The sequence below is a fragment of the Ensifer sp. genome (genome assembly GCF_031989085.1).
In the GTDB taxonomy this organism is placed as follows: Bacteria; Pseudomonadota; Alphaproteobacteria; order Rhizobiales; family Rhizobiaceae; genus Ensifer.
Genome location: NZ_DALZXU010000005.1, coordinates 75,854 through 89,173, shown reverse-complemented (window position 1 = coordinate 89,173; position 13,320 = coordinate 75,854). Strand labels below are relative to the sequence as shown.

14 protein-coding genes are annotated in these 13,320 nt (G+C 62.4%); 8 read left to right on the top strand and 6 right to left on the bottom strand.

Annotated features, from left to right (window positions below):
* Nucleotides 1–27: 27 nt before the first annotated feature.
* The 8 genes from RTP54_RS20960 to RTP54_RS20925 all read left to right on the top strand — a co-directional run bounded on the left by RTP54_RS20960 (nt 28) and on the right by RTP54_RS20925 (nt 9,450).
* Nucleotides 28–450, top strand: a complete 423-nt coding sequence (locus tag RTP54_RS20960; protein ID WP_312365636.1) for a GNAT family N-acetyltransferase — start codon at nt 28–30, stop codon at nt 448–450.
* Entirely contained in the window at nt 447–782 is a 336-nt protein-coding gene (locus RTP54_RS20955) for a hypothetical protein (protein ID WP_112810615.1), read from the top strand. Before RTP54_RS20960 ends, RTP54_RS20955 begins: the two co-directional genes overlap by 4 nt.
* Before the next feature lie 2 nt (nt 783–784).
* Entirely contained in the window at nt 785–1,669 is an 885-nt protein-coding gene (locus RTP54_RS20950) for an ABC transporter permease (RefSeq protein ID WP_112810614.1), read from the top strand.
* The gene (locus tag RTP54_RS20945; RefSeq protein WP_112810613.1) at nt 1,666–2,535 is read left to right on the top strand and encodes an ABC transporter permease; all 870 of its coding nucleotides are present in this window, start codon (nt 1,666–1,668) and stop codon (nt 2,533–2,535) included. Before RTP54_RS20950 ends, RTP54_RS20945 begins: the two co-directional genes overlap by 4 nt.
* Before the next feature lie 51 nt (nt 2,536–2,586).
* Entirely contained in the window at nt 2,587–3,579 is a 993-nt protein-coding gene (locus tag RTP54_RS20940) for an ABC transporter substrate-binding protein (protein WP_312365633.1), read from the top strand.
* A 540-nt stretch (nt 3,580–4,119) separates the two neighbouring features.
* Entirely contained in the window at nt 4,120–5,307 is a 1,188-nt protein-coding gene (locus tag RTP54_RS20935) for an efflux RND transporter periplasmic adaptor subunit (RefSeq protein WP_112810611.1), read from the top strand.
* Between the two features lie 14 nt (nt 5,308–5,321).
* Nucleotides 5,322–8,636, top strand: a complete 3,315-nt coding sequence (locus tag RTP54_RS20930; RefSeq protein ID WP_112810610.1) for an efflux RND transporter permease subunit — start codon at nt 5,322–5,324, stop codon at nt 8,634–8,636.
* A 133-nt stretch (nt 8,637–8,769) separates the two neighbouring features.
* A complete protein-coding gene (locus RTP54_RS20925) occupies nt 8,770–9,450 on the top strand; it encodes a Crp/Fnr family transcriptional regulator (protein ID WP_112817611.1) in 681 nt (226 codons plus the stop codon).
* A gap of 166 nt (nt 9,451–9,616) precedes the next feature.
* Here the strand turns inward: RTP54_RS20925 and ureG are convergent, their stop codons facing one another.
* The 6 genes from ureG to RTP54_RS20895 form a co-directional block, all read right to left on the bottom strand.
* A complete protein-coding gene (ureG, locus tag RTP54_RS20920; RefSeq protein ID WP_312365628.1) occupies nt 9,617–10,228 on the bottom strand; it encodes an urease accessory protein UreG in 612 nt (203 codons plus the stop codon).
* A gap of 140 nt (nt 10,229–10,368) precedes the next feature.
* Nucleotides 10,369–11,040, bottom strand: coding sequence for an urease accessory protein UreF (locus tag RTP54_RS20915; protein ID WP_312365626.1), 672 nt, complete (start codon nt 11,038–11,040; stop codon nt 10,369–10,371).
* On the bottom strand, nt 11,033–11,509 hold the full coding sequence (ureE, locus tag RTP54_RS20910; RefSeq protein ID WP_112810607.1) for an urease accessory protein UreE: 477 nt from the start codon (nt 11,507–11,509) through the stop codon (nt 11,033–11,035). Before ureE ends, RTP54_RS20915 begins: the two co-directional genes overlap by 8 nt.
* A 1-nt stretch (nt 11,510) precedes the next feature.
* On the bottom strand, nt 11,511–11,807 hold the full coding sequence (locus RTP54_RS20905) for a putative quinol monooxygenase (protein WP_312365804.1): 297 nt from the start codon (nt 11,805–11,807) through the stop codon (nt 11,511–11,513).
* Between the two features lie 95 nt (nt 11,808–11,902).
* Nucleotides 11,903–12,442, bottom strand: coding sequence for a peroxiredoxin (locus RTP54_RS20900; protein ID WP_112810605.1), 540 nt, complete (start codon nt 12,440–12,442; stop codon nt 11,903–11,905).
* A gap of 194 nt (nt 12,443–12,636) precedes the next feature.
* On the bottom strand, nt 12,637–13,314 hold the full coding sequence (locus RTP54_RS20895; protein WP_312365803.1) for a TIGR02117 family protein: 678 nt from the start codon (nt 13,312–13,314) through the stop codon (nt 12,637–12,639).
* Nucleotides 13,315–13,320: the final 6 nt, after the last annotated feature.

Here is a 13,320-nt window from a genome sequence, read left to right as displayed (position 1 = left end):
ATCTGCCGTGCTGCAACGCGAGGCGACATGAGCGCCTGCGCCGACATACTCAACCGATGGATCGATGCGACGCCCTGGATGCCGCGCATCCACGATCATGCCGACGTCGAGCGATATTATGTCGAGACAGTCTTTCCGGAGCGCACCGTGATCGTCGCCGAGCGGGACAACCGGGTCGCCGGCTTCATGGCGCTCTCCGGCGATCACTTCGTCACGGCGCTGTACATCGATACGCCTAATCGCGGCACGGGCGTCGGCAGCGACCTCATCGAGACGGCCAAGGCGCTGTCGCCGCAGGAATTGAACCTCTGGACCTTCGAGGCAAACGATAGGGCCCAGCGCTTTTACGAGAACCAAGGTTTCTCCGCCTTTCGCCGGACCGATGGCGACAACGAAGAAAGCCTGCCCGACATACTCTACCATTGGCGTGGAGCGGAGGGCCGGCGATGAACCTTGCCTATGTGCTCTGGCTGCTGCTGGCTACCACCATCTTTCTCGGCGGTGCGACGGCCTCGCGCGCCTACGTCTCCAACAGCCATGTCGGCGTGCTGATCCTGGCGCTGGGGCTCTACATGGTCGGCAACATCATCATGGTGAAGCTGATGCGCGACGGCGGCCTTGGCCTTGCGATCTCGTTGTCGGCCATCGTGCAACTGGTCCTCGTCAACATCATCGCCTTTGCCGTCTTCGGCGAAAGGCTGAGCCTCACCCAGGCGGCCGGCGTCATGCTCGGCATTGCCGCCATGGGCCTGATGCTGCTGCCCACAAGCGGAAAGGCGTGACGATGCGCGAGGAAAGCTTCCTTCGAGACAAACTCCTGCCCGTCGGCACCGTCGTCGCGCTGCTGATCGTCATCTGGTACGTCGCAGCCGTATTCCTGAATGCGCCGTTCGAGCGCGACACCGCTGCCCGTGCCGGCACCGAGATCGGTTTCTCTGAGATCGTCCACAACACCATGGCGCAGGAGCGGCCCGTGCTGCCGGCGCCGCATCAGGTGATCGCCGAGATCTGGGACACGACCTTCAACAAGCCGATCACCTCGAAACGCAGCCTGGTCTACCACGCCTGGATCACGCTTTCGGCCACGCTTCTCGGCTTCGGCATCGGCGCCGTGCTCGGCATTCTCCTTGCCATCGGCATCGTGCACAACCGCGCGATGGACCGGTCGCTGATGCCCTGGGTGATCGCCAGCCAGACGATCCCGATCCTTGCCGTGGCGCCGATGATCATCGTCGTCCTCAATGCCATCGGCATTTCGGGCCTGCTGCCCAAAGCGCTGATCTCGACCTATCTGTCGTTCTTCCCGGTCGTCGTCGGCATGGTCAAGGGCCTGCGCAGCCCGGAAGTGATCCAGCTCGACCTTATGCACACCTACAACGCCTCCAAGGCGCAGACCTTCTGGAAGCTGCGCTGGCCGTCGTCGATGCCCTATCTCTTCACGTCGCTGAAGGTTGCGGTCGCCATCTCGCTCGTGGGTGCCATCGTCGGTGAACTGCCGACCGGGGCCGTCGCCGGTCTCGGCGCCCGGTTGCTTGCCGGCTCCTACTACGGCCAGACGGTGCAGATCTGGTCGGCCCTGTTCATGGCGGCAGCGCTTGCCGCCGTCCTCGTCATGATCGTCGGCTTTGCGCACACCGCCGTCCTGAAGCGCATGGGGGCCAAGCCATGAACCTTCCGATCCTGATGGCCGCCATCGTCTTCTGGCTTGCGGCCTGGGCCTTCAACGAATGGCTGGTACGCCAGCGTTTCGAAAGCGACGCCGCCAACAGCGCGGCGCGCTTCGCAGTGCCGCTCCTCTTCGGCATCACCCTCCTGGTGCTTTGGGAGGGCATCGTGCGTGGCTTCTCAGTGCCCTCGGTCCTGCTGCCGGCACCCTCGATGATCTGGCAGCGCCTGATCAGTTCGGTGCCGACGCTCATGGCCGACTTCCGCCAGACCTTCCTGAAGGCGGTGCTGACGGGCTATGCGCTCGGTTGCGGCCTCGGTTTCGTCGTCGCCATTCTAATCGACCGCTCGCCCTTCCTGCAAAAAGGACTGCTGCCGCTCGGCAATTTCGTCTCTGCGCTACCGGTCATCGGCGTCGCGCCGATCATGGTCATGTGGTTCGGGTTCGATTGGCAGTCCAAGGTCGCCGTCGTCGTCATCATGACCTTCTTCCCGATGCTGGTGAACACCATCGCTGGGCTGGCGGCGTCCAGCCACATGGAGCGCGACCTGATGCAGACCTATGCCGCGTCCTGGTGGCAGACGCTGATCAAGCTGCGCCTGCCCGCTGCCTGGCCGTTCATCTTCAACGCGCTGAAAATCAACTCCACCCTGGCGCTGATCGGTGCCATCGTCGCCGAATTCTTCGGGACACCCATTGTCGGCATGGGGTTCCGGATCTCCACGGAAGTGGGCCGCATGAACGTCGACATGGTCTGGGCCGAAATCGCCGTCGCGGCGGTGGCAGGTTCGGCTTTTTATGGGGTGGTGGCGCTCATCGAGCGCGCCGTCACCTTCTGGCATCCCTCCATCCGCGGAGGGCGCGCCTGAAAACGACGCAGTGATCCAAAGAAAATGAAGCAAAAACAAGAGGGAACTGACATGAACAAGAGACTTGCATCGCTTCTCGCCGCAGGCGTCTTTTCGCTTACAGCGTTCCACGCCCAAGCCGCCGACAAGGTGACACTGCAGCTGAAATGGGTCACGCAGGCCCAGTTCGCCGGCTACTACGTCGCCAAGGACAAGGGCTTCTACGATGAAGAAGGCCTCGACGTCGACATCAAGCCGGGCGGCCCGGATATCGCTCCGGCCCAGGTGATTGCCGGCGGCGGCGCCGACGTGGTCGTCGACTGGATGCCGTCAGCCCTTGCCACGCGCGAAAAGGGCGTGCCGCTCGTCAACATCGCCCAGCCGTTCAAAAAGTCGGGCATGATGCTGACCTGCCTCAAGGAAAGCGGTGTCACCAGCCCGGACAAGTTCAAGGGCCATACGCTCGGCGTCTGGTTCTTCGGCAACGAGTATCCGTTCCTGTCCTGGATGTCGCATCTGAAGATCCCGACCGACGGCGGGCCGGAAGGCGTGACGGTTCTGAAGCAGGGCTTCAACGTCGATCCGCTGATCCAGAAGCAGGCGGCTTGCATCTCGACCATGACCTACAACGAATATTGGCAGGTCATCGACGCGGGCATCAAGCCGGACGATCTCGTCACCTTCCAGTACGAGGACCAGGGCGTGGCGACGCTCGAAGACGGTCTCTACGTACTCGAAGACAAGCTCAAGGACCCGGCCTTCAAGGAGAAGATGGTCAAGTTCGTGCGCGCCTCGATGAAGGGCTGGAAATACGCCGAGCAGAACCCGGATGAAGCGGCCGACATCGTTCTCGAAAACGACTCGACCGGCGCCCAGACCGAAAAGCACCAGAAGCGCATGATGGGCGAAGTCGCCAAGCTGACCGCCGGCTCGAACGGCGCGCTCGACGAAGCCGACTACAAGCGCACCGTGCAGTCGCTGCTTTCGGGCGGGTCCGATCCGGTCATTTCCAAGGAGCCGGCCGGTGCATGGACGCACGAGATCACTGACGCCGCGCTGAAGTAAAACGAAATAAAACGAAACAAACGACAGAAGAGGGTCGTGCGACAGTTGTCGCGCGGCCCTCTTCCGTTTCAAAGGGGGCTGTTCAAGGCCCGCCAGGGTTGCCGCGAATTTCCGGGCGTGGGGGTGGCAATTCGGCGGTAACGGGGCGTTGATGCGCCCGGAATGTCAAGATCGTGTCGAGATTGCAACCAAGACTGCAGAACGACAGAAATATTGAGGAACCATCACTTCACCGCACTTGTAAGCATCTGATGTGAAGATTACATAGGCGCGGATGTTTGTTGGAGGCAAGCACACGGGAGGAGTTCATTTTTCCGATCTGTTTGCCTGCGGGAGCCTCTCCCGTCCGGCCCGCGCTCACGGTCTGATACCGTGTCTGCGGCGCAGGAAAATACCATGGCCGTGCGCCCATGCCTTGCTTCGCCTGGTCCGCGGCAGCAAGCGTCGGCGAGACTGAAAATCGCTTGATTGCATAGGGATCCGGCCCAAAAAGCCGAGATCCAACTTTATGTCGTTTCCGTTGCCAGGATTGTAAAGCCGATGGCTCACAAAGTATTACCTCTTCTCAGCGTTTGCGCTGCGATGATCATTGCTCCCATTTCCAGTGCATTCGCCGAGGAAGCAGCCAAGGCCCAGCCGGCGCAGAACCTGCCCTCGATCATCGTCACCGAGGCGGTCGATCAGCAGATCACCGACCGGGTCGTTGCAACCGGGACGATACAGGCGGTGGAGCAGGTCTATGTGGCGCCGCTGGTCGAGGGACTGTCGATCCGATCGCTCAATGTCGACATCGGCGACAAGGTTGAGGAAGGCAGCGTTCTCGTGGTCCTCAACGACGACGCGTTGCGGCTCGAAAAGAGCCAGCTCGAAGCCTCGCTTGCCAAGGCTGAGGCCGGGCTCGCGCAGCTCAACGCCCAGCTTGTTGAAGCGAAATCCAACTCCGACGAAGCCACGCGCGTCAGCGATCGCAACGCCGAGCTTGCCAAGAACGGCACCGTGTCGACGGCCGAAGCCGATCGCGTCCGCGCGCTTGCGGCGGCCACCCGCGCCCGTGTCCGCTCCGCCGAGCAGGCCGTCGCCGTCTCCAACGCCGATATCAAGGTGGCTCAAGCCCAGATCGACGACATCGACCTTCGGCTCATGCGAACCGAAGTCAAGGCACCGGTGGCCGGCGTGATCTCGGCCAAGAATGCCAAGATCGGCGCGATCGCCAACGGCAGCGGCGAACCGTTGTTCGCGATGATCCGCGATGGCGCCATTGAGATGAAGGCCGACGTCGCCGAAGCCGACATTATCAAGCTTGCTATTGGCCAGCCGGCAACGATCACCCTTGCCGGCGGAAACACCAGGGTCGAGGGCACTATCCGCCTGATCGCACCGACGGTCGATCCCGTTTCACGCCTTGGCACCGTGTTCATCAGCCTCAAGGACACCGCCAAGGCGCGGTCCGGCATGTATGCCAGCGCCATCATCACCGCCGAAGAGAAGAAGGCTATCGTTCTGCCGCAAACGGCGGTGACCATCGAGGATGGCAAGACCATCGTGCGCAAGGTCGATGGCGGCGTGGTGAACATCATCCCGGTGACGACCGGCATCTCCGATGGCAAGTTCGTCGAGGTGGTCGAAGGATTGAAGGCGGGTGAACAGGTCGTGGCCAGGGCCGGCGCCTATGTGCGCGACGGTGACCACATCAATCCCGTCAAATCCGCCCAGCCAGCGACCAACTGACAGGAACCGTGACCATGAATTTCTCAGCCTGGTCCATCCGCAATCCGATCGCTCCGATCCTCGCCTTCTTCGTGCTTCTGGTGCTCGGCTATCAGTCGTTCAACAGCCTGCCGATCACCCGCTTCCCCAACATCGACGTGCCGATCGTCTCGATCAGCGTGGCGCAGAGCGGTGCCTCGCCGGCCGAACTCGAAACCCAGGTCACCAAGGAAATCGAGGACGCGGTCGCCAGCGTCACCGGCGTCGACCATATTCAGTCGACGATCAACGACGGTACATCGACGACCGCCGTGATCTTCCGCATGGAAGTGCCGACGACGCAAGCCGTCCAGGACGTCAAGGACGCCATCGACCGTATCCGCGGCGACCTGCCGACCTCGATCGAGGAGCCGATCGTCTCCAAGGTCGACGTCGAGGGCCAGGCTATCCAGACCTTCTCCGTCTCGGCGCCGGGCATGTCGCTGGAAGAACTCTCCTGGTTCGTCGACGACGTCATCAAGCGCGAAATTCAGGGCAAGAGCGGCATCGGCCGCGTCGACCGCTACGGCGGCGCCGACCGCGAGGTTCGCGTCGAGCTCAATGAGGACAAGCTGAACTCGCTCGGCATCACCGCCGCCGACGTCAACGGCCAGCTTCGCCGCATGAACATGGATCTGGGCTCCGGTCGCGGTCAGGTGGGTGGCAGCGAGCAGGCGATCCGCACGCTCGGCGATGCCCGCAACGTCGACCAGCTCGCCAACACCATGATCTCGGTACCGAGCGGTCGCTTCGTTCGTCTTTCCGAACTCGGCACCGTCACCGACACCTATGAGGAGCCCCGCTCCTTCTCGCGCTTCAACGGCAATCCCGGCGTGACCTTCGCGGTTTTCCGCGCCAAGGGCGCAAGCGAGGTGAGCGTCGCCGAAACCGTTGCCAAGTCGCTGGAAAAGGTCCGCGCCACGAACCCCGACGTCACCATCGAGATGGTCGACGATTCCGTCTACTTCACCTACGGAAACTATGAAGCCGCCCTGCACACGCTGATGGAAGGCGCATTGCTCGCCGTCATCGTCGTCATGCTGTTCCTGCGCAACTGGCGCGCGACGCTGATTTGCGCCGTCGCCCTGCCGCTCTCAGCGATCCCGACCTTCTGGGTCATGGAGATACTCGGCTTCTCGCTCAATCTCGTCAGCTTCCTGGCGCTGACGCTGGCAACGGGCATTCTCGTCGACGACGCGATCGTCGAGATCGAGAACATCGAGCGGCATATCCATATGGGCAAATCGCCCTACAAGGCGGCGATCGAGGCGGCGGACGAAATCGGCCTGGCCGTGATTGCCACCACGTTCACCATCATCGCGGTGTTCATACCGGTGTCGTTCATGCCGGGCATCGTCGGGCAGTACTTCATCCAGTTCGGCCTGACCGTTGCCGTGTCGGTGTTCTTCTCGCTGCTCGTCGCGCGCCTGATCACGCCCGTCATGGCCGCCTATCTGATGCGCCCGTCGAAACTCGATGGCCACCACGCCGAAGACGGCGCTCTGATGCGTCGCTACACGCGTCTGGTTCAAGCGACGACGAAGCGCTGGTACATGCGTTACCTGACGGTGCTCGTCGCGATCGGCGTCACCGTCGCCTCCGTGGCTGCGCTGTTCATGTTCGTGCCTGGTGGCTTCCTGCCCCCTGATGACACGTCACGCGTCAGCCTGTCGGTCGAACTTGCGCCGGACGCCATGCTCGAGGACACGGACCGCACGACTGCGCAGATCTACGACAGGGTCAAGGACCTCGAAGGCGTGGAGAGCGTCTTCGTGCTCGGTGGCGCCTCGCCCAAGGGCGACCTGGAATTGCGCCGTGCCACGGTTACGGTGCTGCTCGAAAAGCGCGATCACTCGCTGGTCAACAAGGTCGTCAACGATGTGCTCGGCCGCCTGCCCGTCATTGGTCAGTACCTGCCGAAGCTTGAGCCGGAAGGCCGCATCATTCCCCAGGCACAGATCGAGAAGGAGATATTCGCCCGCGTCCGCGACTTGCCGGACGTGCGGGTCATCAAGCTCAACGACCGCGGCGAGCGAGAACTGTCGTTCAATCTGCTGTCCAACAACGAGAAGGACCTGGACAAGGCCGTCGCTGTTCTCGAAGGCAAGCTGCGCAGCGATCCGCTGCTCGCCAATGTCAGCCCCGACGGCGCCCTGCCCCGTCCGGAACTGCAGATCCGTCCGCGCGACGAGCAGATGTCGCGCCTCGGCATCACCACCGCCCAGATTTCGGAAGTCATCCGGGTCGCCACCATCGGCGACATCGACGCGGCCCTGACAAAAATCGCGCTCGATGGCCGGCTCATCCCGATCCGTGTCCAGGTCAACCGCGATTTCCGCACGGATATCGCTGCCATCCGCAGCCTGAAGATCCAGACGGCGTCGGGTTCGACGGTGCCGTTGTCCAGCGTTGCCGACATCAACTACTCCGAGGGCCCGAGTTCGATCAAACGCTACGATCGCAACCGCGTCGTCGCACTTGGCGCGGATCTTCCGATCGGCGTCGCGCTCAACACGGCCTCGGCACGCTTCGAGCAGATTGCCGCCGAAGCGAAGATGCCGAGCACCGTGCAACTGCTCAAGAGCGGCGATGCCGAAGTCGAGGAGGAGATGCAGGTCAGCTTCGTCAACGCCATGCTGCTTGGCCTGATGCTGGTGCTCGTGGTGTTGATCCTGCTGTTCAAGGATGTGATCCAGCCCTTCACCATCCTGTTCTCGCTGCCGCTTGCCATGGGCGGTGTCGCGGCCGGCCTGATCCTGACGCAGAACTCGCTGTCGATGCCGGTTCTGATCGGCATCCTGATGCTGATGGGCATCGTCACGAAGAACGCGATCCTGCTGGTCGATTTCGGCATCGAGATGATGCACCACGGCATGGACCGCACGCAGGCGATGATCGAGGCAGGCCGCAAGCGCGCCCGTCCGATCATCATGACCTCGATCGCCATGTCGGCGGGCATGCTGCCCTCCGCGCTTGGCGTCGGCGAAGGCGGCTCGTTCCGTGCACCGATGGCGATCGCCGTCATTGGCGGCATCATCGTCTCGACGATCCTCAGCCTCGTCGTCGTGCCTTCCTTCTTCCTGATCATGGATGACCTGTCGCGCCTGCTCGCCTGGGCCTTCGGCCGCTTCGTCGGCAAGAAGGATGACGAAAACCTGCCGCTCGACCGCGAAGCCCTGACCGAACGGGTCAACGACCAGAGCAAGTCGATCGAAGGACTGGAAGAGCGCCTCAAGACGATCGAAGACGGTCAGCCGAAAGCCAAGTCCACGGGCAAGGTGATCAACCACCCGGCACTTGCTGCCGAATAGCCTGGACAAATCGCCCGACAACAAGGCCCGCGCTGATAGGCGCGGGCTTTTTTGTGCCGGCTATTTGATCGAGGTCAATTCGCGTTTCAAAAGCACGGCTACCCTGACGCGACTTTGATTTAGGGCCGGTGCGATGAAGACCTTGCGATTGAACTCGAGTGACAGAGCGGTGCTTTTGGGCTCCCGCTTCTTCGAGAAGCTGTCAGCGGCGGCTTCCAATGCCGTTCTCGAAGGCGCGGTGGTTACCAACCACGAGGAGCACGATGTCCTGTTTCACCAGGACGAAACGGTCGACAGCGTCTTCTGCGTTCTGTCCGGTCTGGTGCGTCTCTATCGCCTCGGCAAGGATGGCCGCGAGGCCGACATCGCCGTTTTCCCCAAAGGCGAGCTTTTCGGCGAAAGCGCCATGTTCCTCGGTAACCGTGCGACCGCAAGCGCCCGGGCAATCGGATCCTCGACAATCGCGCGCCTCGACAGCCGCAACTTGCGTAGCCTTGCCGAAACGCATCCCGATATTGCCCAGGCACTGATGGAATTGCTCTGCAGGCACGGCCAGATGGCCGAGGACTGCCTGGCGGAAGACCGTCTGCTGACGGCGCCGCAGCGTGTCGCCAACTACATTCTCGGCCATTGCCCGGACGGGTCGACGACGTTTTCGTTCCGGCTGCCGTTCCAGAAGAATGTACTGGCGGGCAAGCTCGGGCTCGCGCCAGAAGCGCTCTCGCGCGCCTTCTCGGCGCTGCGCCGCTCCGGCGTCACCGTCAAGGGACGCATGATCGAGATCCACGATCGCAACGCTCTCGAGCGTTTCTAGGCCTTTCCGGCTGAAACGGCATCGGGGAAGCGCACCATCTCCCCCTCTTCCGTTCTACGCATCTCCCGACGGACAGCCGCTTCCAACGTCTGCTGGCGTTCGCCTGCGAGACACGCTGAGCGTCACGACCGCTTCAGATCCGGCAAAACGGAGCGCCCGGCATTGCTCAAAGGCCGCCATGCAGCGTCAGGAAGTCGACGATCCGGCTGACACCCTCACCGCGTTTCATGTCGGTAAAAACGAAAGGCTTTTCCGCCCGCATCCGGGTGGCGTCGCGGTTCATCACCTCGAGATCAGCGCCGACATAGGGGGCGAGATCCTGCTTGTTGATGACAAGCAGGTCGGACTTGGTGATCCCGGGCCCGCCCTTGCGCGGGATTTCCTCACCCTGGCAGACGGAGATGACATAGATCGTCAGATCGGCGAGGTCGGGAGAGAAGGTGGCCGCCAGATTGTCGCCACCGGATTCGATGAACACGACATCAAGATCGGGAAAGCGACGGTTGAGGTCGGCGATCGCCTGCAGGTTGATCGTCGCGTCTTCGCGGATAGCGGTGTGCGGACAACCGCCAGTCTCGACGCCGACGATGCGATCGGAAGGCAATGCCTGCATGCGCACCAGCGCCTCGGCGTCTTCCTTGGTGTAGATATCGTTGGTGACGACGGCGACAGAGTACTTCTCCCGCATCGCCTTGCAGAGCTTGTCCGTCAGCGCCGTCTTTCCGGAGCCGACGGGGCCGCCGATGCCGATGCGCAGTGGACCATTCTTCGATGTCATGTACGTTCCTTTCGAAGGCGATGCTCAGTGTCCGAGACGGTCCAAACCTGTGGCGCCAATCCTATGCGCAAAGACCTTATTTCGCTTAGACTTTCACATTTCTCGCGCCGTGCTGCACAGCGCTTCTCCTCGGAAAAGCCCTAGGAGCGGAAGAGCCGGGAATGCAGGGTTTCGTGTCTCAAAGACGAGATATCGGCCGTGATCGCGGCCGAACCAAGATCGTCCAGCGAGGCAGCACACGCCTTTTCCGCGATCGCCGCGATTGTCGGCTCCAGTGACGCGATCACGCCGACGCCATCGCGCTGGCCGGTCACGCCGCAGCGGATGGCGACCGAGACCGCGTTCGAAATCGAGGCATGCAGATAGGCGGCAATCGCCGGCTCAAGCCCGGTTGCATGGGCACCGGCAATCGCGCCAACTGCGACAGGATAGGCGACGCCATCACCCAGCCTCTCCATCACCGGATGCGGCCAATGCCGCGCAGCAGCCAGAAAGGCATCGCCCTGCAGCATGGTTTCCATATGTCGCTCGCGGCTGGTCGCCATCGCCACGGCCAGTTCGATCACGCAATGGAGCCGGGCCGGTTCCTCGAACGCCCGATAGGCTTCGCCAAGCAGCACCGCATCGTTCCACCCGGATCCATGGCAAAGCATTGTCTCAAGCCACGACCGCAGGCTCCCGGCGTCAGACACATGGCCATCGTGAACGGCCTGCTCCAACCCGTTCGAGTAGGAGAAGGCACCGACCGGAAAGGCCGGTGACAGCCAGGCCACGAGGCGGAGCAGCGCCTGCGTGTCGACCCGTTCAGCCATGGTGATGATGGTTGTGACCGTGGTCGTGCCCACCGGCCGCGTGATAGGCGCCACGCACCGGATGAAACGGCTCGGAAACCTCGGTGACAACAGCCCCCAGCCCTTCGAGCATCGCCCGGATGACCGGATCGCGGGCAATCAGGATGCGGCCCGTCTCGATCTGCGCCGGCAGGTGGCGGTTGCCCAGATGCCAGGCGAGTTCGATGAGGTGCAGCGGATCGCGCGGGCGGATCGCGTAGAGCGCTTCGGGCGCCGCAAGAACCTGGATATAGCCGCCGCCATCGAGCACCAGCAGATCGCCATCCGCCAGCATCACCGCTTCCTTCAGATCCAGCATGACGACATCGTCGTTTTCGAGGTGCAGCAGCTTGCGGCGCAGATGCCGCGCATCATGGGAAAGCGTCACGCTGTGCAGCGGCGCCTTGTCCCTGTCGCCAGGCGAAAGCACCTCGGTGGAGCGATAGGGCATCTCAGAGCACCTCGACCTTTTCCGGATGCACGAGTTCGATACGCGCCTCGATGAGCAGATCAGCCATCGCGGCCTGAAAAGCCTTCAGATGCGGTTCGGCGAAATGCGCATCGACGGCCGCCCTGTCCTTCCAGGTTTCGACGAACACCAGCGTGTCCGGGTCGGCCGGCTTTTGGTAGAGTTCGTAGCTGATGCAGCCCGCCTCGCGCCGTGTGGCCTCGATCAGCGGTGCAGCCAGCGGCAGGACGTCCACCCCCTTGCCCTTGTGTGCGGTCAGATAAGCGATAATGTAAACCATTGAACCCTCGACATCTTTTTCATCTTGCAATGTAGCAAGAAAAAACCCCGGCGCCAGCACCGGGGTTTCGAAAATCCATCCGTTCGCAGAGCCGATCAGGCTGCGAGCTTCTGCGACTTCAGCGTCTCGAGGATGTTCTGCGGCGAGGAAACGCCATAGGGATCGCTGTCGCAATTGTCGGAGTAGCCTTCTTCCTCGAACCACTGCACGACGACGCCGTTATCGACGACGGCGGCGTAGCGCCAGGAGCGCATGCCGAAACCAAGGTTGTCCTTGGCAACGAGCATGCCCATCTTGCGGGTGAATTCGCCCGAGCCGTCGGGGATCAGCTTGACGTTTTCGAGGTTCTGGGACTTGCCCCAGGCGTTCATCACGAACGCGTCGTTGACCGAGATGCAGTAGATTTCGTCAACGCCTTCAGCGTTGAACTCGGCCGTCAGCTTCTCGAAATCGGGCAGCTGGAACGTCGAGCAGGTGGGCGTGAAAGCGCCCGGCAGCGAAAACAGCACGACGCGCTTTCCGGCGAAGTAATCGTCGGAAGAAACATCCTGCCAACGGAACGGGTTGGAGCCGCCGACGGCTTCATCGCGAATGCGGGTGCGGAACGTTACGGACGGTACTTTTCTGCCGAGCATGGTCATCTCCTTCGGTGCGGGCACTCGATTGCGAGCGGCCTTTGGAGAACAGTCGCAGTCGAGGAAAATTTCAGCCCGCTTCCTACCGGAGATTCCGCTGCGGCGCACGGCGAAAGGCTGCATTTCACAGCCCTGCATGGCAGGCATGCGACGGGCGCATGCCTCTTCCAGCCCATCTCGAGCACGGCAATGCGTCAGTTGTGCAGCCGCAACGACAGGCCGAGGGTCGATGGCACAGGATTCCAGAGCCCCGTCTGCAATCCCGCTTCGCGCAGCGCCCGCGCGGTCCAGGTGTTGCAGCCAAACAGTGCGTTGAACGTTCCCTCTGCCTCGAAGAAGCGGTCGGCGTAACCATAGGAAAAGCCTTCGACCGGTACGACGGCGCCGTCTTTCCTGGCAAAACTTTGCGAGATGAACGTCATCAGCCTTTCGAACGCGGCGCGGTCCAGGTCCACGCTTGCGACCGACGGCTGGGGCTCAACGATCGCCCCGGCGATATCCACGTGCATCACCGAGCGGTCGACCGTCAGCGCCCTGAAGACCGGCATCGGCTTCAGGTCGGACCATGTCGGCGTTTCCAGATAAAACGACCGGCCGCCCCAGCCGAAGATCAGCCATCTCGCCTCCGGATGATCGAGCGGTACGCCCGCCTCGCCGGTGAAACCAAACCGCGCGCGCGTCTCGTCATTCAGCGGAATGGCGATATCGGTGTGGATCGGGCTCGAGAGAATCAGGATGCGTTCGCCGACTGCGGTCGTTGCTGCTGCTGTCGCCGTCGTCGGTAGCAGCGGCCGCGGCACGACCGTTCCAAGCACGACAGCCAAGATCAGCCCGAGTAGGCCGAACGCGATCCATTTGAGCGCTCGCCCGATACCGCT